This window comes from Synechococcus sp. BDU 130192 (assembly GCF_963876085.1).
Classification (GTDB): domain Bacteria; phylum Cyanobacteriota; class Cyanobacteriia; order Cyanobacteriales; family MRBY01; genus MRBY01.
Genome location: NZ_CAWNNO010000011.1, coordinates 132,378 through 153,120, shown reverse-complemented (window position 1 = coordinate 153,120; position 20,743 = coordinate 132,378). Strand labels below are relative to the sequence as shown.

General features: G+C 51.5%; 20 protein-coding genes. 9 read left to right on the top strand and 11 right to left on the bottom strand.

Annotated features, from left to right (window positions below; all coding sequences use genetic code 11):
* Window positions 1-277: 277 nt before the first annotated feature.
* The 3 genes from AACT35_RS04705 to AACT35_RS04695 all read right to left on the bottom strand — a co-directional run bounded on the left by AACT35_RS04705 (window position 278) and on the right by AACT35_RS04695 (window position 2,037).
* Window positions 278-841 (bottom strand): YqeG family HAD IIIA-type phosphatase, encoded by a 564-nt coding sequence (locus tag AACT35_RS04705; RefSeq protein WP_012306742.1) that lies wholly within the window; start codon window positions 839-841, stop codon window positions 278-280.
* Window positions 842-872: 31 nt separating this feature from the next.
* The gene (locus AACT35_RS04700) at window positions 873-1,517 is read right to left on the bottom strand and encodes a class I SAM-dependent methyltransferase (RefSeq protein ID WP_099241024.1); all 645 of its coding nucleotides are present in this window, start codon (window positions 1,515-1,517) and stop codon (window positions 873-875) included.
* An 82-nt stretch (window positions 1,518-1,599) separates the two neighbouring features.
* On the bottom strand, window positions 1,600-2,037 hold the full coding sequence (locus AACT35_RS04695) for a BLUF domain-containing protein (RefSeq protein WP_012306744.1): 438 nt from the start codon (window positions 2,035-2,037) through the stop codon (window positions 1,600-1,602).
* A 200-nt stretch (window positions 2,038-2,237) separates the two neighbouring features.
* Between AACT35_RS04695 and AACT35_RS04690 the strand changes: the two genes are divergently transcribed.
* On the top strand, window positions 2,238-3,095 hold the full coding sequence (locus tag AACT35_RS04690; RefSeq protein WP_030006234.1) for a Tab2/Atab2 family RNA-binding protein: 858 nt from the start codon (window positions 2,238-2,240) through the stop codon (window positions 3,093-3,095).
* A gap of 49 nt (window positions 3,096-3,144) precedes the next feature.
* On the opposite strand, the gene hslO is transcribed toward AACT35_RS04690, so the two are convergent.
* From hslO to lpdA, 4 genes are all read right to left on the bottom strand, one after another.
* Window positions 3,145-4,041 (bottom strand): Hsp33 family molecular chaperone HslO, encoded by an 897-nt coding sequence (gene hslO, locus AACT35_RS04685; RefSeq protein WP_099241022.1) that lies wholly within the window; start codon window positions 4,039-4,041, stop codon window positions 3,145-3,147.
* Window positions 4,042-4,142: 101 nt separating this feature from the next.
* Window positions 4,143-5,459 (bottom strand): PrsW family glutamic-type intramembrane protease, encoded by a 1,317-nt coding sequence (locus tag AACT35_RS04680; protein WP_099241020.1) that lies wholly within the window; start codon window positions 5,457-5,459, stop codon window positions 4,143-4,145.
* A gap of 120 nt (window positions 5,460-5,579) precedes the next feature.
* Window positions 5,580-5,786, bottom strand: coding sequence for a hypothetical protein (locus AACT35_RS04675; protein ID WP_445267900.1), 207 nt, complete (start codon window positions 5,784-5,786; stop codon window positions 5,580-5,582).
* Between the two features lie 126 nt (window positions 5,787-5,912).
* Complete coding sequence (gene lpdA, locus AACT35_RS04670) at window positions 5,913-7,349, bottom strand: dihydrolipoyl dehydrogenase (RefSeq protein WP_099241018.1); 1,437 nt, start codon at window positions 7,347-7,349, stop codon at window positions 5,913-5,915.
* Window positions 7,350-7,515: 166 nt separating this feature from the next.
* Between lpdA and AACT35_RS04665 the strand changes: the two genes are divergently transcribed.
* Complete coding sequence (locus AACT35_RS04665; protein WP_099241016.1) at window positions 7,516-7,986, top strand: hypothetical protein; 471 nt, start codon at window positions 7,516-7,518, stop codon at window positions 7,984-7,986.
* A 122-nt stretch (window positions 7,987-8,108) separates the two neighbouring features.
* On the opposite strand, the gene AACT35_RS04660 is transcribed toward AACT35_RS04665, so the two are convergent.
* Window positions 8,109-8,636, bottom strand: coding sequence for a GIY-YIG nuclease family protein (locus AACT35_RS04660; RefSeq protein ID WP_062436547.1), 528 nt, complete (start codon window positions 8,634-8,636; stop codon window positions 8,109-8,111).
* A gap of 105 nt (window positions 8,637-8,741) precedes the next feature.
* On the opposite strand from AACT35_RS04660, the gene AACT35_RS04655 reads away from it, so the two are divergent.
* Complete coding sequence (locus AACT35_RS04655; protein WP_099241014.1) at window positions 8,742-9,908, top strand: DUF58 domain-containing protein; 1,167 nt, start codon at window positions 8,742-8,744, stop codon at window positions 9,906-9,908.
* A gap of 111 nt (window positions 9,909-10,019) precedes the next feature.
* A complete protein-coding gene (gene argJ / locus AACT35_RS04650; protein ID WP_099241012.1) occupies window positions 10,020-11,264 on the top strand; it encodes a bifunctional ornithine acetyltransferase/N-acetylglutamate synthase in 1,245 nt (414 codons plus the stop codon).
* On the opposite strand, the gene sppA is transcribed toward argJ, so the two are convergent.
* Entirely contained in the window at window positions 11,261-13,045 is a 1,785-nt protein-coding gene (gene sppA / locus AACT35_RS04645; RefSeq protein ID WP_099241010.1) for a signal peptide peptidase SppA, read from the bottom strand. The genes argJ and sppA overlap by 4 nt on opposite strands.
* Window positions 13,046-13,082: 37 nt before the next feature.
* Window positions 13,083-14,111 (bottom strand): type 2 isopentenyl-diphosphate Delta-isomerase, encoded by a 1,029-nt coding sequence (gene fni, locus AACT35_RS04640; RefSeq protein WP_099241008.1) that lies wholly within the window; start codon window positions 14,109-14,111, stop codon window positions 13,083-13,085.
* Between the two features lie 210 nt (window positions 14,112-14,321).
* Here fni and AACT35_RS04635 point away from each other — a divergent pair, with 210 nt between their 5' ends.
* The 3 genes from AACT35_RS04635 to AACT35_RS04625 all read left to right on the top strand — a co-directional run bounded on the left by AACT35_RS04635 (window position 14,322) and on the right by AACT35_RS04625 (window position 17,487).
* On the top strand, window positions 14,322-15,221 hold the full coding sequence (locus tag AACT35_RS04635; protein ID WP_099241006.1) for a bile acid:sodium symporter family protein: 900 nt from the start codon (window positions 14,322-14,324) through the stop codon (window positions 15,219-15,221).
* Window positions 15,222-15,334: 113 nt separating this feature from the next.
* The gene (locus tag AACT35_RS04630) at window positions 15,335-16,876 is read left to right on the top strand and encodes a sodium:solute symporter (RefSeq protein WP_099241004.1); all 1,542 of its coding nucleotides are present in this window, start codon (window positions 15,335-15,337) and stop codon (window positions 16,874-16,876) included.
* A 137-nt stretch (window positions 16,877-17,013) separates the two neighbouring features.
* Window positions 17,014-17,487, top strand: coding sequence for an NAD(P)H-quinone oxidoreductase subunit N (locus tag AACT35_RS04625; protein WP_012306766.1), 474 nt, complete (start codon window positions 17,014-17,016; stop codon window positions 17,485-17,487).
* Here AACT35_RS04625 and AACT35_RS04620 read toward each other — a convergent pair whose 3' ends face one another.
* Complete coding sequence (locus tag AACT35_RS04620; RefSeq protein WP_099241002.1) at window positions 17,488-18,672, bottom strand: MFS transporter; 1,185 nt, start codon at window positions 18,670-18,672, stop codon at window positions 17,488-17,490.
* 300 nt (window positions 18,673-18,972) lie between these two features.
* On the opposite strand from AACT35_RS04620, the gene AACT35_RS04615 reads away from it, so the two are divergent.
* Entirely contained in the window at window positions 18,973-19,542 is a 570-nt protein-coding gene (locus tag AACT35_RS04615) for a DUF4333 domain-containing protein (RefSeq protein WP_099241000.1), read from the top strand.
* A 102-nt stretch (window positions 19,543-19,644) separates the two neighbouring features.
* Window positions 19,645-20,742 (top strand): 3-dehydroquinate synthase, encoded by a 1,098-nt coding sequence (gene aroB, locus AACT35_RS04610; RefSeq protein ID WP_099240998.1) that lies wholly within the window; start codon window positions 19,645-19,647, stop codon window positions 20,740-20,742.
* The last annotated feature ends 1 nt before the right edge of the window (window position 20,743 follow it).

The following is a 20,743-nucleotide window of genomic DNA, read 5'->3' as shown; positions in this document are numbered from 1 at the left end:
AGCTAGTTGCGCTTTTTGGAATATTGATAAATGTTTTCTTTGGTTTCGGTCTGTAACGATTTTCGCTGAAAACCAGAAGAAACGCTGTTATTTTACCCAAAACAGACAAAAAATCGATCCCCTGAGGAATCGACCCGAACGAAACAAGTTGAAAAGAATTTTAGTAGTTTATTATGTTGGGATCTATATATATCAGGTGATCCCTTGTTATATTTTCTGTAAAAGATTATGCCTGATGATTGCCAATCTCAACAGATTCGTAACATTTTTTTTATATTTATCGAGGTTTACTTTTGTGGCCTTTTGTAAAGGTTTGTTTCATGTCATCAAAGGAGGCCCCAAGGAATTTTGAAATCCAGACTTCGATATTCCGCACTGGGTTTTGGCGTGTCGCCACGAGGGGATCAATCATCGGCTCCACCAAAATCGTAAATAAACCCAAGCGATTGCCAGCGAGGACATCTGTAAACAGGCGATCGCCAACCATCGCCACTTCTTGGGGGCGCAGATCCATGGCATCCATCGCTTTACGGAGCTTTTTCCGAGATGGTTTTTTCGCCCCGAACAAATAAGGTAACTCCAGGGACTCGGCAATCCGCCCAATCCGTTTTTGGCTGAGGTTATTGCTCACGAGCCAAATATCCGCCACTCGTCTGACTTGGGTCACCCACTCCAGCACATCATCTGAGGCATAACTCTGGCGCATCGAGACCAACGTGTCATCCACATCGAGGATCAAACCCTTTAAACGGTGATGACGGATAATCTCTGGACTGAGATGCAAAATGGTTTTCCCTAAAATTAAGTTTGGCTCCAGTAAATTGGAATTAAATAGCGCCATAACACCTCAGTTGCTGTTGATTTCCAAGCTTTTATTTTAGCGGCTCACTTCCCGGTTTTCGGCTCTGGATCATCTGCAAACTTCCGCCCGCATACTGTTCCTGTTTATGGATTTCAAAGCCTGTGGCGGTGAGTTTTTCGGCTAAATCAGTTTTGATCAGCTGCCAGGCGGTCTCGGTCTCAAAGAGAAACATGAACGTATAGAGACTGGGAACGAAAAAAGGATTGGTCGGCTGGTGCAAATCGATAAAGGTAAAGATACCGCCGGGCTTAAGGACACGGTACACTTCCTGGAAAATTTGGCTCAGTTGCGTCGGGGTCATTTCATGGAGGGCGGCACTGGTATGAACCAAGTCAAAGTGTTGATCCGGCAGGGGCATTTTTTCGGCGGGGGCAACGACATAATTCGCTTGGGGGACATTTTTTTTTGCCCGTTCAATGGCGAGGGGGGAAATATCAAGCCCGGTGACGTCGTCGCTATATTGGGTGAGAAATTGGGTGGTTTGGCCAGCACCGCAACATAAATCGAGGATTTTTAGGGTTTTGTCTCCGGTTAAGCCCTGGAGAGCAAGGTTCCGAAAACGGGTCTCACCACCGACAGTTAGGGCCGCGAGGCGGGAAATGGTGTCGTAAAGCCATTGATAACGGTAGCTGAGAGTCCGGAGAAAGGTAGCCATGGCGATCGCCTCGGAAAAATATCGTCAAAAAATGCACAGAGTCCAGAACATAAGCTAACAAAGAATCCCCGACGCTGCCGCGCTATTGCTGGATGCCTCCCTGGTGATAGAGGGCTGTGATTTCTCGCAAAAAATTAAGGCTCTGGGGGCCGGTCATCGAAACGGGCGAAAAGGTCTCTGAATGGGAATATTTCAGGATAATCTGCCGCACTTCGTCCTGATTATTCAGTTGCAACACCTTCATCGACCAGATCCCAAAGTCGCGCTGGTCAATTTCTGAAAACTCGATTAATTCGGCGTTGGTGTGGCGCGAATCTAGCAAAATGCGATTGTAAGTTTCACTAATGGCCCGCCGACTCCCTTCCAAAATTTGTAAAAACATCAAATCGCCAAAGGCCAACATCCCCGTAATTCCAGCTCGACGATTGTTAAACTCCGATTTTTGCAAAATTTCGATGAGATCGCGGTACTCTAGCTCGGCGATCGCCTGGCTAACGTAGATAAGTCGATAAAGCGCCATGGTTTTGTGTTTCCACCCCGAAATAACGTGTATAAGACTACCAAAAAAAATTCATCTCCGGCGGTGATCAAGAAGGCGATCGCCTTAGTGCCTTCAGGCTCAAGGACGGCTCTTGGGGAAAATGCAACCCCTGGAATTGAATAAAGCAAGGTCGATGGGGCAAAATCAGTAATGGTTTAGTTGTGTAGTTGAGATTTACCGTGACTATTTGGGAACTTGATTTTTATTCGCGCCCGCTTTTGGATGACAACGACAAAAAACTGTGGGAAATCCTCATCTGCGAAACCCCCACCCGCATCCAGCAGGATCCGACGACCCTTTTCCGTTACAGTGAATTTTGCAGCAACACCGATGTGAATTCGATCACCCTCAAGACGGCCATCGAAAAGGCGATCGCCACCTCCGGCCAAAGCCCCACCAAGATCCGCTTCTTTCGCCGCCAGATGAATAACATGATCACCAAAGGTTGCGAAGATGCAGGCATTCCCGCCGCCCCCTCCCGTCGCACCTATACCCTAATGACCTGGATCACCCAGCGGGAACAGGAAGTCTATCCCCAGGAAGCCAACTACGACGAGAAATCCGCCAAATCTAGCTCCGTCCAATATCCCGCCCTTAATGCGATCGCCCTCCCCGATGCCGTCCGGGGGGATAAAGGAGACAAATGGGCGATCGTTTCCCTCGAAGCTAGTGCCTTCAGTGATTTTGACGAATGGGACATTGCCTTTGGCGAACCCTTTCCCCTGACCCACCTCGACCCCACGACAAAGATCCCCGGCCTTTTGATTTTTTCTCCTCGGGCTGTCCCCCTCGCTGGCTGGATGTCTGGCCTCGAACTCGGATTTCTCCATCTCCAAAAAAATCCCCGCAGTAGCCTCGTCCTCGAAACAGGGGTGAGCGACAGTTGGATCGTCGCTGATCTACCCAACGCCCAAACCCTCAAGGAAGCAGAATCATTTGAAGCCGCCAAAAAAGCCGCAGCAGGAATTCATTTCCTTGCTATCCAAAAAAGCCCCGACGAAGAACAATTTGCCGGGTTTTGGATGCTCCAGGCATAATCCTTAAAATTCTTCCTTAGAAAAACAAACTTTCCCTAGAAAGCGTTCTCTAATGGGCATCAGCCTTTAATTCCTCAACCAAGCGACTCAGGTGATCCACATCCGCGTGGTACACCTCGTTGCAGAAATTGCAGGTGGCCTCTGCCCCACCATCTTTTTCGATCATATCCAGCAACTCATCCTGGCCCAACATCTTCAGGGCACCCATCATCCGCTCAAAGGTACAGCCGCAGTCAAAGCGCACCATTTGTGTCTCTGGGAAAATGTTGAGATCTTCATCGCCGAGGAGATCCTGGAAAATATCATGGAGAGACTTGCCCTGCTGCAATAGCGGCGTAAAGCCCGATAATTGTCCCAGCCGACTTTCTAGTTTGGCCACTAAGCTCTCGTCACGGGCCGCTTTCGGTAAGATCTGTAGCAAAATTCCCCCAGCGGCGGTTACCCCCTCTGCACCGACAAAGACTCCCACTAACAACGCCGAAGGGGTTTGTTCCGAGGTTGCTAAATAATGGGTAACATCATCGCCAATCTCCCCAGAAACCAACTCTACCGTACTGGAGTAAGGGTAGCCCCGACCAAAATCTTTCACCGCATAAAGAAACCCTTTGCCCACAGCGCCGCCCACGTCTAACTTTCCCTTCGCGTTCGGAGGCAACTCCACGCCTGGATTTTGTACATAGCCCCGCACGGTGCCATCTGGGCCAGCATCCACCAATAATCCCCCCAGGGGGCCATCGCCTTTGATGCGCAGATTGAGGCGGGCTTCATGTTTTTTCATACTTGAAGAAATCAACAGGGCCGAAGCCATGGTGCGACCTAGGGCAGCCGTCGCCACATAGGATAATTTATGGCGTTGTCGGGCTTCCTCAGTGAGGTTCGTGGAAATAACGCCCACTACCCGAATGCCATTGTCTGCTGCGGTACCGCGAATGAGTTGATCTGCCATAGGTCTAGGAAAAGTGAATTTTTGTAAATTCTATTATGGCAACTCCTCCGTCACAAAATCGTGGTGGGGGTCGGAGATTCTCGTTTTAGATTTAGGCCAGATTATTTCGCAATGCGGGTGGCAAAATTTTCTGCGCGGGTCGGAGAAAGGGCACGGGCCTTGAGGATTGCCGCAGCAAGGAAAGCATAGGAGAAAACCCCCACCACCGCCAATAGGATACTACTGAAGGAACCGACGGTATTCCAAAGGGCATGGAGTAACGAGGAGGTAAGGCAACCAATAATTAAGATCTGTACAGACTTTGAAGGTTTGAGGACACTGAGACCGATGAAATAACCGAAATAACCGCTGTAGGCCATGTGCCCAGCAACGGAACCGAGGATTCTGGGAATGAGCAGTTGTAAACCGAGTAATTCCCCTGTGCCGGGATCGACTTGAAGGGAAACTTCGTTAATGATGTTGGGGACGTACTGACCGAGGGTTTCAATTAAAGTGAAGCCTACGGCGGAGGCCGCTCCGAGCAAAATGCCATCAAGGGGTTCGGTGACGCCAATTTTTTCGCGACGTTTCGGGCCAAACAGGTTGCCAATGCCCATGGCGACGAAAATAGGAATTGCCTTCAAAATTTCTTCCATCAGGCCAGCACCAAAAAACATGCCGACGAAGAGCCGACCCACGCCATCAGCATCACTGATATTGCCCGGCAGAATGACTCGAAATACAAAAATGAATAAATCAACAACCGGGGTAACTAACATGAGGGCTGTAAGGAAGCCGGAACCAAGTATAACGATCCAAGCTTTACGCTTACCACAGAGTTGATAAATGTAGTAGAAAGCAGCCCCAGCAATATAGGTTCCCAGTAAAAAATTAAAGAGTCCAGGTGCGCCAATGGTGGCGAACATGAGGACGACAAAAATAACGGTGAGGATCCCCGGCACGAGATAGGCTTTGCTGGAGAGGTCTTTCCCGGTGGCGGCGATGGGAAAAAGTTGGGTCAGGGTGAGGTTGGAGTTGGGACTGACAATGGGGCCGGGGACAGGGATGTGGGAACCGGGATCGACGGGAGGCTGGGGATTGTGGCCTTGGCTCTGGAGCTCGAAACTAAAGCTGGGGCCATTGTCTCCGAGGGTGAGGCGATCGCCTGCTTGCAGGATTCGTGAACCCTGTAACCGTTGACCATTGATAAAGGTGCCATTCGCACTGCCGAGATCAACGGCTTCCCAACCTTGACCCTGGGGGCGAATCAGAACGTGGCGACGGGAGACAACGGTGTAAAGATTGGGGTTGAGGGCAATCTGGCAACTGGGTTCGCGGCCAATGAGAATTTCTTGACGATGATCAAGGGAAAAATCGGGCAGCAGTGGGGCTTGAACACCGCCAGTGGAAATTTGGCGCAAAATACCAGAAGCTTGCATCGTAATAATTTTTTTCTAAAACGCAAAAGACGGAGGAGTGCCCCGCCTCAACTTTAGTTATAACGATAGATTGCCGGATCTTAAAGATATTTTTGTAAATTGATACGGGCTGTTGAACGCTTAGTCTTGGTTGGCACGGGTATCTTGGACGGCCCACAAAAAAGAGGCAATGGTCAGGGGAATACTGAGGGCCAGGATAATGGTGGTATTGGTCGCACCGAGATCGGGTTCGCCGGAGCTGAGTTCAAACACACAACCCACAGCGGCGATCGCAAAGACGCAGCATAGTAATAATAGAACACCACTTTTGGGGGTCATCGAAACCATGGTTTTATGCCTCAAAGATTTGGTTTAGGGGATTATAAAAAAGAGTGAGATAAGGGCAAAACAGAGGTTTTCCTTTGAATCTATTCAGCGAACAACCCCTGTTTTGATGCCAAATTCTAACGTAATTTACGCGGTGACTTTCGCTCGCTTATAGGCTTCGTCGAGAACTTCCGAGAGGGTCGGGTGGGCATGGACGTTAAACGCCAATTCTTGGACGGGTTTTTTCTCGGCGATCGCATTGGCGGCCTCTTGGATCAGATCCGAAGCGTGGATCCCCATAATATGAACGCCCAATAATTCCCCGGTATCTTTACGGTAGATAATCTTGGCGATGCCATCGGTTTCTTTTTCAGCGAGGGCTTTAGAATTTCCCTTGAAATAGGTTTTAGCCGTGGCAATTTCAAAACCACCAGCAGCGGCGGCTTCCTTCGCTTGGGGTTCGCTCATCCCCACATAGCTAATTTCTGGGTGGGTAAAGGCTGCTGCCGGAATCGCGGCATAGTCTACGGTCATGGCATTGCCGATCATATTTTCCACAGCCACAACCCCCTGACCAGAGGCAGCATGGGCCAGCATCATTTTTCCGGTGGCATCGCCCACAGCCCAGAGGTGGGGTACAGGTTGACTGTCTTTGGTCACCTGCATTTTGTCATTTACCTCAATGAAGCCCCGGCGGTCTGTTTCGACGCCAACGGCATCTAAGCCGAGGTTTTTTGTGGCGGGGACGCGCCCGGTGGCGACCAGACAAGCATCTACTTCGAGATTTTCGACGACTTCTTTAGTTTTTGCGTCGGTGAGTTCGATCTTAACCGGAGAGCCAGGAATAACTTTCGTGGCAAAGACGCCAGTATAGGTTTCGATGTCACGGCTATCAATTAAGGCGCGTTTCGCTAGTTTCGCAATCTCTGGGTCAAAGCCAGGCATCAGATCATCGAGGGCTTCGATCATCGTAATTTCGCAACCGAGAGCGGTGTAAACGTCGGAAAATTCGAGGCCGATGTAACCGCTTCCAATAATCGCCACCCACTGGGGCAGGGTTTCTAAACGGACTGCATCATCGCTAGTAAAAACGGTTTTGCCATCGACTTGGATGCCGGGGGGGACAAAGGGTTTCGAGCCAGTGCAAATCATAATTTCTTTGGCGGTGATGTTTTTCACACCGTCTTCGCCAATGACACAGACCTTCTGGACGCCGTCAATTTTTCCCCAACCGCGAATAATATCGACATTCAAACGCTTGAGGCTATTGGTGAGATCGCTTTGGATTTTGTTCACCAAATCGGTGGCATGGGCGGCGATCGCCTCACGACTAAAATCAACCGCACCAACATTAATGCCCATCTCGCTGAGGTGCTTCTGGTCGCGCATTTCCCGGACTTTTCCGGAGGCAGCCAACAGCGCTTTAGACGGAATGCAACCACGATTGACGCAAGTCCCGCCCATGTCTGCGGCTTCAACGATGGCCGTTTTTAGACCACATTTCACGGCATGGAGCGCGGCACCGTGGCCACCGACCCCCGCGCCGATAATCACCAAATCATAATCAAACTGTGTTTCACTCATGAAGTTTTAATGCTCTCACTCAGCCAATTTCCTTTTGTTAGCTTATCCTAATTGCCGTCCCCCACAGTCATCTCCCCCGCAAAACCGCAATGGGCGATCGCCTGTTGTATTTGTCGATCTCTAAGGGAAAAAAGCAGTGGGGTTATTCGGTCAATCAGGTTGAACCATGATGTTGCATTTCACACCCCAGAAGTTACTGGCCCTCAGCGTGGCCCTACTGCTGTTTACTTCACCGATGTCAGCGGCGATCGCCACACCCCTTGATCCTTGCCTGCTGCGGGAAGAAAGTTTTGGCTTCACCATCGATGACTATGCCATTGAGCACCAAGATTGGGCAATTCTCAATATTGCTGTCGATTTTCGCTACGTTGACCAACCCACAGCCCAGCGGTTAAACTACATTAATTTTGTGCCCCTCGCCGCTGAAATTGAGCGTTTTCTGCGGGAATACCCCAACGAAACAGATTACTGGGAAATTATGAACCGGAATTTAGCCGAATCTATTTTTGCAGATCATCCCCAGATGAGTGCCCTAAAAGTCAAGTTAGACATTGCCAAAAGTTCTGGAGAAGAACCCTATTCTCGCCATAGTGTTGTTTCCCTCACCCGTGATCAGGGTTGTCCCTTGACGCAATAAATCCAAAAGTGAGTATTTAACTTGTGGGATCTATTGCTTCCGGTGTGATGTCAATATTGAATACTTAAACAGCACTATCCACAACCCTTGATCGCTATATTCTTCCGCAGTTGTAGCCGTCATTATTTCAGGTCTAGGAGCCCCTGTTCCTTGAGCTTGGGCTGAAAGCGGAGGTCAATTTTGAGGCCCCGCCCGATTAGGTATTCTTTGATAGTTGCTTCCCGCTGGCGAGCATAGTTTTTCAGGTGTTTGACCATTTCTAATTCGGTGCTCTGCTGGAGGGCTTCCCGTGCTGCTGGGGGCAAATCTTCTTTAATGTCGATGGGTTGCGTCCAGAGGGATTCTGCCTCGCCGTTGCCGGGGGGGACAGTGCCATTTTCTGTTAACCAAGCAGCCCGCATTTCCTCTAGGAGAGTCCGGCTGGGGCGATCGCATTGAAAAATTTTCACCCAATGGCATTGTTCCGGACAACGAATAAGGTGCTGCTGCAAGCTTTTGGACACATCACGAGAATAACCGACATAGCAGAGGGTCTGGCTCCCATCGAAGATTCCATAGAGGCCAATCTTGCCCCCCAGGGTCGGGGCGATCGCCCCATCAGCATCGATATAGGGCAGAAAGTCTAACTCAGCGAGTTTGGGCAAAGACATAGACAATTGGGAACAATGGAAAGGGGCATTACTATTGATCCTAGGTAAGGCCGTCCCCCGGCGAGGGGCGATCGTAAACATCCTTAATGGTTTTCTCTTCAACCTATGGCACAACCGCAGCATAATTTTTACCTCAGCCTCGAACGACGTTGGGTCGCTCCCGCCTATGGGGGTGGCATTTTATTTGTCATTGCCCTCTGTTTTTTTGGGGCCGCCACAAATACGATGGCGGGCTGGCTATATGTCCTCAGCGGTACGATCCTCGCCATTTTATGTTTAGGGGCAATCCTGCCAGTGCGAGCCTTGAGGCAACTTGAAATTCGGCGATCGCCCACGGCCCCGGTTAGCGTTGGGGAAGTTTTAAGCCTCCATCTAACCCTGACCAATGACAGTAAAAACGCCAAAACCCTCATTGCTGTCACAGATCAAATTTCGTCTGGCTTGGGGGCACCCCGGCGGACAGTCCTAGAAACCCTCGCACCCCAGGAAAGTTTAGATTGGGTCTACGAGCTTGACGCCCAAAAACGTGGTGTATTTCAGTGGGAGGGAGTCGAGTTGCGCACCGCAAACCCCTTGGGCTTGTTTTGGTGTCGGCGGCGGCGTTCAGTACCGGGCCGCGTTGTGGTTTATCCGCAAATTTTCCCCCTGAGTAGTTGCCCGATCATTGACCACATCGGCAGCGAAGATAGCACCAAATTTCAGAGTGAAAATCTCTATCAAAACGCCACCGAAGGGATGACGAAGGCAATTCGGAACTACCGGATGGGCGACCCAATGCGGTTGATCCACTGGCGCAGCAGTGCCCGCTTTGGGGAATTTAAGGTACGGGAGCTAGAAATTACCACGGGCGGCGAAGAACTGATTATTTGCCTGGATCATCATTTTGTTTGGGAGGCCGATAGTTTTGAACAGGCGGCCAGTGCAGCGGCGTCTCTCTATTTTTATGCCCGGCGATCGCAATTGAATGTGAAATTTTGGACAGCCCAAAGTGGTCTGCTCAACAGCCGCGCGACGATCCTCGAAGCCCTGGCCCGGATTAATCCTGAGCCATTGGGAGAAAATACGTCTCTATCCCGCCCGGAAGGTTCATTATTGTGGTTAACCCAAAACCCCCAAACGCTCCTGGAGTTAAACCCCGGCAACCGCTGGCTCTTTTTCCAAGGAGCGCCTGAACAGACGGTGACCGGGGGCCATTGTCCAGGTCTCATCATTAATCCCATCGATCCCCTGCCCCAGCAGCTACAACGGCAAAGCGATCGCCTTTTGTCCTAGGGCAATCCCAAGCAAACCAGGGCAGCGTGAGCAATTCTCCACAATTGCCACGAAAAATCCCGGAGGCCCCCTGTATAATGGCTTGCAACCCATCTAGCGTTGACGAAAACCATGGCAAATTGGCACAAAATTTCTGGCAGTGTGACGGCTCCCAAGGGCTTCCGGGCCGCAGGGATCACCGCCGGACTCAAACCTTCGGGGGCACCAGACCTGGCGCTGATTGTTTCTGACACCGAAGCGATTACCGCCGGGGTGTTTACCCAGTCAGAAGTGCGCGCCGCCTGTGTCGATTATTGCCGTCAACGCCTCCAGGAAAAACCCAGCAGTCGGGCGATTTTGTGTAACTCTGGTCAAGCCAATGCCGCCACTGGAGAAGCCGGTTGGCAAGATGCGCTCCAGTCGGCCCAGTGGTTAGGCAAAGCCCTCAATGTCCCTCCAGAAAGTATTTTGCTGGCCTCCACAGGGGTGATCGGCCAACGGATCAAAATGGCTGCCCTAGAAACGGGAATCCCCCAGGTGGTATTTGCCCTTTCCCCAGAGGGAGGCGATGCAGCGGCCCAGGCGATTATGACCACGGATCTTGTGTCAAAGGCGATCGCCCTGGAAACAGAAATTGAAGGGCGGCCTGTGCGGATCGGCGGCATTTGTAAAGGCTCCGGGATGATCCACCCCGACATGGCGACAATGCTGGGTTTTATCACCTGTGATGCGGCGGTTTCGACACCACTGTGGCAAGGGATGTTGAGCCGGGCCGTGGCCAAAAGTTTTAATCAAATCACCGTCGATGGCGACACCAGCACCAACGATTGCGTCATTGCCCTGGCCAATGGTCAGTCCCGCACCACGGCAATCACCGATCCCCAGTCCAAAAGTGCCCAACAACTAGAGGCGATGCTCACGGAAGTGTGCCAGTATCTCGCCAAGTGCATCGCCAGGGATGGGGAAGGGGCCACCTGTTTAATGGAAATTCAAGTGTCTGGCACCGTAGATGATCAAGCGGCCCGGAAAATTGCCCGTACCATTGCCGGATCGTCTTTGGTGAAATCAGCGATTTTTGGGCGAGATCCTAACTGGGGGCGCATCGCCGCCGCCGCTGGCCGGGCTGGGGTGACCTTTAACCAAGCAGATCTGCAAATTTCCCTGGGGGATTTTCAACTCATGGATCAAGGACAACCTCTTTCTTTTGATCGGGCAGCAGCCAGTCAATACTTGGTGGATCGCGCTGCCGGAGCCTATCTCACAGACGATACGGTGTTGATTGCTGTTTGTGTGGGCAATGGTTCTGGTAAAGGTACGGCCTGGGGCTGTGACCTCAGTTATGACTATGTGCGCATTAACGCCGAATATACGACCTAATCGATCTGGGGTTGCCAGGGCATGAGGGCATAGACCTGCTTGGGATCATTAAGCGATCGCCACAGTTTGATGCTGGCCTGGAGCCGGAGCCATTCTTGGGAGAGGGGATCGCTCGCTTCGATCTGAGCCCCAAATAGATTACTAAAAATTTCTTCTTCCCAAGTTTGGGGTCGGGGATATTCCTTAACGGTAAAATCTTCCCCTAATTCTGCGGTGTCCACGGCATAGGCAATCGCCGCCGATAGCCCCCCCAATTCATCCACGAGCCGAATCGCCTGGGCATCTTCCCCAGACCAGACCCGTCCCTGGGCAATTTGGCGCACCTCAGCTTCCGTAAGACCCCGCGCCGCACTGACCCGGTCTAAAAATTTGCCGTAAATATCATTGACAAAATTTTGAAAAATCGCCATTTCCGCTTCGGTTTTCGGGCGAGACGCAGTGCCTAAATTCGCCAATTCCCCCGTTTGGACGCTATCCCAGGTGAGGCCATTATTATTACCAATGGTTTGGATATTGGGCAAAATGCCAAACACCCCAATCGAGCCAGTAATGGTATTGGGCTGGGCAAAAATGCGATCGCTTTCGGTGGCAATCCAATAGCCCCCAGAGGCCGCCAGATCCCCCATGGAAACAATCACAGGCTTGTCCGCCTCGCGGATCAGTTTCAACTCCCGCAGGATAATTTCTGAGGCGATCGCACTACCCCCAGGACTATTGATGCGCAGCACGACGGCTTTGACCTCAGGGTCCTGGCGCAACTCCCGCAGTTGTCGCGAGAGGGAATCCCCGCCAATGGTGTCCGGCGTCCCTTCCCCACCGACGATATTACCCTCGGCATAGACCACCGCCACGGTATTTTCCGAGGTAACCCCGATCTGGGCTAAATCCTGTTCCAGACTGTAATCGGCCAGATCCACCTGGGGTAAATCTTCGTCAAGTTCTGTGCCCGTAAAGGTTTTGAGCTCCGCCAGGATTTCATCGAAATAGGCCAGGCGCGTCACCAATTGCTCCTGTTGGGCCACCTCTGGCAGAAGAATCCCCTGGGTGTCGGCCAGGCTCTGGGGTAGGGTCGCGGCAAAGGGGCGATCGCCAGCCACCGTATCTTTAAAATCTGTCCAGAAATCACTGAGCAGGGCCTCGGTTTGTTGACGATTTTCTGGACTGAATTCCTCTTGGGTAAAGGGTTCTACGGCACTTTTATAATCACCGACCCGCACCACCTGCACCCCGATCCCATATTGATCCAGGGCTCCCTTAAAGAAAAGCTGCTCACTACCTAAACCGTTCATTTCCACAACCCCCAGGGGATTGAGCCAAATTTCATCGGCCAAGGAACTCAGGTAATATTCCCGCTCCGTCATTTCCACGTCATAGGCATAGATTTTCTTCCCGGCGGCTTTAAAGTCCTGGAGGGCTTGGCGCACTTCCCGCAGCGTGGCATAACCGTTCAAGCTATTTTGGCGACCATCGAGAAAGAGGCCCGTAATTTTGTCATCCTCGGCGGCGGCGCGGATACTTTCAGTGACATCCCGCAGACTGAGGGTTTCGGGAAAATCTCCGGCAATGACATTACCAATGGAACTAGAGGGATCCCGGTCTTGGATGATCGTGCCCATATTGAAGATCAAAATACTGTTTTCCTTAGGTTTGCCGCCGCCTTCTTGGGCAGAGAAGAGGGCAATCAGGGCAATAAACGCCGATAAAGAGAGGGTCGATAGAAGGCTGAGGGCGATCAGAGTACCGAGGCAACTGCTAAAAACCTGTTTAAAAAAATCTTTCATGGTTGAGGCATTCGGGAGAGAGGTCTTAGTTTTTACCTTAGAACTTGTGCAGGCAATTCGCCCGTTGCAGTTGCTGAAAATTAGCATTGCCCGTACAAAACAGCACTGTCCGCAATTCCAGTAGCAGCAGTTCGACCCACTCGGCCAAAGCCTCTGGGGATTCACTCGCCGCCTTGAGAAAGGGTTGGGCATAGCCCACGAGGTCAGCCCCCAAGGCGATCGCCTTGGCCCCATCTAAACCATTCCGCAGGCCCCCAGAAGCAATGAGGGGAATTTCGGGATCATAATGGGCGATCGCCGCCAGACAGTCCGCCGTGGGAATCCCCCAATCCCCGAAGGTTTGCCCCAGATTGCGCAAGAGTTGGTTTGGCGATCGCGCCGCTTCTACCTTGGCCCAGGAAGTGCCGCCCGCCCCAGCCACATCAATCACCTGCACCCCCACGTCCCGGAGACGCTGCACCATTTTGACGGAAATGCCATTGCCCACCTCCTTCGCGATTACAGGTACGGGCAGTTGGTGACAGACCTGTTCAATTTTGCCCAATAGCCCCTTAAAATTTGTGTCTCCCTGGGGTTGAATGCATTCCTGGAGGGGATTGAGATGGAGAATTAGCGCATCAGCTTCGAGCAAATCAACAACTTTGCGGCATTCTTCTACGCCATACCCATAATTGAGCTGCACTGCCCCGATATTCGCAAACAGGAGGGCATCTGGGGCTTTTTGACGGACTGCAAAAGTAGCCGCCACCTCTGGTTTTTCGAGGGCGACCCGTTGGGAACCAACCCCCATGGCGAGGCGATGGGTTTGGGCAACTTCTGCCAAGCGAAAGTTAATCTGTTGGGCCTGGGCTGTGCCGCCGGTCATCGAAGAAATCAGAATCGGTGCACCAAGGCTTTTCCCGAAAAAAGAGGTACTCAAGTCAATATCGGCGCAGTCCAATTCAGGCAGACAGCAGTGCTCAAAACGGTACCGTTCAAAACCGGCGCGATTGTGGTGAAATTGGACATCTTCTTCGAGACAAATGCGGATGTGGTCGGCTTTACGAACTTGAGTGCTGTCAGTCATGGGTTAGGTAAGGTTTAAGCTCCCCAAATTGTACAGAATCCCCTCTGGGTTCTCGGCGTTAGGCAATGGATTGCAATATTTTTAAGCTGCCAGGGCGATGGGTCTGGCTTCACTTATGCGTCAAAGACTCCAGATTTATCTCCTAGAACAGGGGTAAGATCAGCCTAAAATTTCGAGTATTCCTTCGCCAAAGACCAATAACGATTCCAGATGAATGCCAATTTTCTGACTGCGGTGCTGCTCCCCCTAGCTCTTTTCGTGATTATGCTGGGCATGGGTCTGGGTTTGACCCCCACTGATTTTAAACGGGTCTTGGTTGAACCTAGGGGGGTGATTGTCGGGGCGATCGCCCAATTGTTACTGCTGCCCTTGGTGGGCTTTGGCCTCGCAAATTTGTTTCCCCTCACTCCGGAATTGGCTGTGGGGGTAATGGTAATAGCGGCCTGTCCTGGAGGATCAACTTCTAATCTAATTACCTATCTCGTGCGGGGGAATGTGGCCCTTTCAATTACCCTCACGGCGGTCAGCAGCTTGATCACAGTTTTTACCATTCCCCTGGTGATTAATGGGGCAATGCAATATTTTCTGGGGGCCAGCGCCACCCTCCAATTGCCATTCCTCAAAACGGTGATCCAAATTGCGGTGATTACCCTGATTCCCATTGGGATTGGCATGGTGCTCCATCGTTACGCCCCGAAATTTGCGGCCACGGTCGAAGGCTATGTGAAGTGGTTATCGCTCTTTTTCCTGGGTTTGGTCATTGCGGGTTTGCTGTTGGCAGAACGAGCCAATGTGTTGAGTTTCTTCCTCCAGGTGGGCTGGGTAATGTTGGCGCTCAATGTGATTATGATGTTTTTGGGTTATGCGATCGCCCTCGGCACGAAGCTGGATGGCCCCAGTGCGAAGTCTATTAGTGTAGAAGTGGGGATTCAAAATGGCACCTTGGCGATCGCCATTGCCAGTACACCGACCCTTTTAAATGCGCCAACAATGGCGATCCCGGCCGCGATTTATTCTTTGCTGATGTTTATTACCAGTGCGGCCTTTGGTTGGTTTATTCATTCCCAAACCCGGTCGCCAAGGCCAACGGAGAAGGATTCTCGTCCCTAAAAAATATTTTGTTACAAGAACATAGAGCCAAGGCAACCAATCAATACAATGGTTCAAGTCTGCTTGGCTCCTCCGTCATGGGGCTGACTAACGAATTGTGAGGTGTAACAACAATGCGTGTAATTGACTGGGCGATTGTGGCGATCTATGGCTTGATTGTCATTGCCATCGGCGTCATCGCCAGCCGCAAACAAACCAACACGGACGAGTATTTTCGGGGCGCCCGGCAAATCCCCTGGTGGGCGATCGCCTTTTCGATCATCGCCACCTCCTTTTCTGCCGCCTCACTCTTGGGAGGGCCAGGGGAAGGCTATACCAATGGCTTTCTATACCTCCAACTCCAACTAGGCGATCTTCTTGGCTATGGCCTCGTGATTGCCCTACTCCTCCCATTTTTTGTGCGGCTGAACCTCACTACCGCCTACGAGTACCTCGAAAAACGCTTCGATGCCAAAACCCGTTCTCTCGGCTCCCTCTGCTTCCTGCTGTTTGTCATTGCCCGGCTAGGGGGATTACTCTATGCCGCTTCCCTCGTGGTCGCCACGGTGACAGGGATGCCCACCGGCATCGCCATTCTTTTGGTGGGACTCGTCTCAATTGCCTACACCGTCGCTGGGGGCATTACCGCCGTCGTTTGGACAGATGTGTTGCAGTTTGCGATGATTTTTGTCGGGATTGGTGCAGGGATCTGGACGGCCGTGACCGGGGTTCCCGGCGGCTTTGGGGAGCTATGGCAAGTGGCGGCGGCCAATGATAAGCTTGCAGTCTTTAATTTTTCCTGGGATCCAGGCTCCATCCGGTCTTTACCGACAGCTCTCTTTGCCTACGGGATTCTTGCCTTTGCCGTAGCTGGCACCAATCAGCAATCTGTACAGCGTTATGTTTCCTGCGCCGACGAAACTTCAGCCCGCAAAGCGATTTTACTCGGTTGGTTTTCCGGTCTTGTGGGAGTAGCGGCGACGCTTTTACTAGGGGTGCTGCTATTTGGGTTTTACAGCATTAATGGGGGTTTACCCGCCGAAGTGCCCGCCGACGGTATTTTGTCCCACTTCATTATCAATCAAGTACCCCCAGGGGCTTCTGGCTTTTTGGTAGCGGCCATTTTTGCAGCAGCGATGTCTTCCATTGACTCGGCCCTCCATTCCCTCGCGACTTGCATTACTGTCGATTTCTATGACCGCTACCGTCAACCTAAAGCCAGCGAAAAACAATCTCTACGCATTGCACAGATCCTGATCGTGATTTGGGGCCTAGTGGGCATTGGGGCGGCATTTTATGTGGCCTCAACGGGGAAAGATTTACTGGAATTTCTGGTGAGCTATACCACCATGTTCCTGGGGCCATTGCTCGGTATTTTCTTGATGGGGGTTTTGTGTCCTCGGGTCAACGGTACGGGCGCTTTTTATGGGACGGTGGCCGCAGTCATTTTGGTGATTATTGGCTCGAATGCGGGGTGGCTGACTTTTCCTGGTATTTGGCGGTCGGCGATCACAGCTCCCCTGGGGATTGTGCTGGGCTATGGGATCTCCCTGTTGGGTCAAATTCCGCCCCGGCGATCGCTACAGGGGCTCACCCTCTGGAGCCAAACCCAAGGGACTAAACCCCTAGGAAGACCGGGCCTAGAGGAAGATGTTTCTCGCTATGAGGATTATTAGGCATTTGTATCAATAGGCCGAGAGTAAGGTCAAATGGCACGTTGCACCACGGCTTCGCCCAAAAGTTTAACGACAGGGGCTAGGGGAATCCGATATAATTTTTTGGCAAGTTCAATCCATCTCAAGATCGTAAAACCATGGCACTTCTGACCACCGGCAAAAGCTTCATTCGCACCGTAGAAAAGTCTGGCGCAGTTGCAGTCTATGCTCCCCTTGAGGGTGGTTTTGAAGGCCGCTATGTGCGTCGTTTACGTTGCTCTGGTTATTCAGTGGTCAATTTGACGGCGCGGGGTTTGGGAGATGTGGCGGCTTATCTAACGCAATACCACGGGATTCGCCCCCCCCACCTGGGTAAAAAGGATATTGCTGGCAGTGGCGCGGCGGTGGGCCTCCGGTATTATGTGCCGGGAATTGCGAGCTACCAATTGGAAAATCTTCCCCAAAAGAGCAAAGGGATTATTCTCTGGATCATTGAAGGGTTTGTGCTTTCTCGCCAGGAACAGGAATACCTCGTGAGCCTGACCCAAGACAATCCTCAGATTAAAGTGGTTGTAGAAATGGGTGGCGATCGCCAATTTTCCTTTAAGCCCCTGGCTGACCTCTTGGTTTAATTAGAGAGCCGGGCGTAATTTTAAATAACCGTACAAAGCAGTTACGCCCACCACAATGCCGACGACCATTAAGCTGCCGTTAAGCCCCCACAGCCACATTGCGCCATTGGCGATCGCCGCCAGCCCGATAAACAGCAACCGAAACGCAAAGCTATTCAGGGAAATCAGGGTCGCCCGTAGGTTCGAGGGAATTCGTTCATTGAGATAGCTCAAGACCAACGGAGTGTTGCAGCCCCGCACAAGATAAATAACGACAATTAATAAAATCCCCCAGAGGTTTTCAATCAGGCCCATCGCAATGTAGGCGATCGCCATGCAGCCCGGCAGGAGCGCAAATAGACGTCGATAGGAAAACCAACGGACAAGGGTGTGAATGCGCCAAGAAATAAGCGCCATTGCCCCGTGAAACAGTAGCCAAGCCAAGCCCAGTTGGGTCACATCCAGACCCCGTTCTACGAGATAGTCCTGGGAAACCCACACCACCAAAAAAGAACCACAACTCAAGGACGCCGAAAAGAGCAGGAGCCACCGGAGCGATCGCCTTTCCTGAAAAATTGCCCGAATCTGCGGCAACAAAGTACGCCAGCCCGGTGTTTTCTCAGAGTGCTGTTGGGGCGGTTCTCGGAGTGTCAATGCCAAGGCTAGATAAGCGCCAATGCAGAGGGTTTGCAAATAGAACGGATAGCGTAGATCCCACTGGGCGACCCAAGCACCACCGAGACCACAGATCGCTTCTGTGATGCCCATGATTGCTACCCCTTTTCCTTCCCAGGCGGCATATTTTTCGGTGCGACCGAGGGACAGCAAACTATCGTAGGCGATCGCACTATCGGCCCCAGAGATTAAACTGCCACCAAGCCCCGCTAAAATTTCGGCCCAGGCAAACCAACTAAAACTGCCCTGGGTACAATAAATCAGCCAACCTACCAACCACAAACTCGCCCCCAGTACCAAACTATTTTTGCGGCCAAATTGATCGGCAAAATAACCCGAAGGAATTTCCCCCACAAAAATCGCCGCCGACAAAATCGCCTTAAGGAGCATCGCCTGGGTAATGGATAATCCTTGGGATTCGTAAAACAGCACAATTACCGGAATGGGAAACCAGGCAGATTCAAGGCCCTTGAGCAGCCAGAGGGTTGTTAAATTTTTAGCGGTTAGTTCTGCTGGTCTTAAATACGCCATGTTTTGTCAAATACACCACTGGTTTTACCGGGTGTTGCGAAACGCTGATTTTCATTGCTCGCCTGAATCGCCCAGCCCTTGTATCCACTGGCGATTAAGAAACAATAAGCAACGACTGTCAAGCATAAATCGTCACTACAATGACAAATATTTCAAGGTGCTGCAAAAGACCTCAAAAAATTCAAATCTTACCCTAAGCAAACGTTTTTCGATCGGTTGAGACCGCCCCAAAAAGGCAGTTTATTTGAGGTTGCTTTAAGATTCGCCCTTCTTTATTGTCGATTTTTTAACTGATTGATCATGGTTCGTTTCACAAATTCTTTTTTACAACCGATGCTACGGGCCGTTGCTCCCCTCACGGTGCTGACCCTCGCTGGCTGTTCTTTTTCCGTCGAAGGCTTATCCTTTGGTTTCGGCAACAGAACCCTCGATGCTGAAAAACTCGAAACAGAAATCTCCCAAGGACTTACCACCCAAACGGGATTGGCGACGACAGCAGTGACTTGCCCTGAAGATCAAGCCACCGAAGCGGGCAATGTGTTTAGCTGTGAGGCCGCTTTGGAAGGAGGCCAAACCCTCGCCATTCAAGTCACCCAAAATGATGACGAGGGTAATGTTAACTGGAGTGCCGATGAGGGCCTCGCAAATCTTCGGGGATTAATCTCCAGTGAGACTTTAGAAACACAAATCGCCCAAGGTATCGCTGAACAGTTGAACATCGAGGCGACCATCGATTGCGGTGCTCCCTACCGTATCCTGCTCACCGGCGAAAGTTTTAACTGCACAGCCACGGATAATTCTGGTAATTCGGCTTCTGTGGCAGTAACCGCTGAGGATGATGCGGGCAATGTGGTGTGGCGACTGCAATAAATTAGGCTTCGGGATTCCCGGAGTGCCCCAAAAGGCGATCGCCACCTTGTAAAATACCCACTTAACCACTGAGTTTTTCAACAGCAAGCACCTCAAAGCATTATGGACGCAACAACGCGGGTAGAACTGGGAGAAAATAGCTACGATATTGCGATCGCCAAAGGAAGCCTCCAACAAATCGGGACTTTTCTCCGTCCCCTCGACTTGGGTCAGAAGGTCTTAATCATCTCCAACCCGGAAATTTACGGCCACTACGGCGAAACGGTGGTGAATTCTCTCCAGGCCGCTGGCTTTAGCGTTGATACCCACCTAATCCCTGCTGGAGAACAGTATAAAAATCTGGCCTCCATCGAAAAAATTTACGACACAGCCTTTAAAAATCGCCTTGAACGCTCCTCGACGCTGCTCGCCCTTGGGGGTGGTGTGATCGGTGACATGACCGGATTTGCGGCGGCCACCTGGCTCCGGGGCATTAACTTTGTGCAGGTGCCCACAACTCTATTGGCAATGGTCGATGCGTCCGTCGGCGGTAAAACAGGGGTCAATCATCCCCAAGGCAAGAATTTAATCGGTGCATTCTACCAGCCGAAATTTGTCCTCATCGACCCGACGGTACTCAAGACTTTGCTGGTGCGGGAATTCCGGGCGGGCATGGCGGAAGTGATTAAATACGGTGTGATTTGGGACGCCGATCTATTTACGAAACTCGAAGCCGCTGAGCAGATTGATAGCTACGAAACCATTGACCCCGATTTGCTGGATCTGATTCTGGAGCGTTCTTGCCGGGCAAAGGCGGAAGTCGTCAGTCAAGATGAGCGGGAATCGGGTTTGCGAGCCATTTTGAACTACGGCCACACCCTCGGTCATGCCGTCGAAAGTTTGACCCACTACGAAACCTTTGTCCACGGGGAAGGGGTTGCCATTGGGATGGCTCTGGCAGGGGCGATCGCCACCCGGATGAACCTCTGGACGACGACTGAAACCCAACGCCAAGATGCCTTGATTAAAAAAGCAGGTCTTCCCACCGAATGCCCCAATAATTTAGTGATTGAAGCCATTCTGGAAACCCTCCAGAGCGATAAAAAAGTGAAGTCGGGGAAAGTCCGGTTTGTCCTCCCGACCAAAATTGGGGAAGTTTTGATCACCGATCAAGTCAGCGCCGACCTCATCACCGACGTTTTAGCACCCGCCCTTTGCTAGA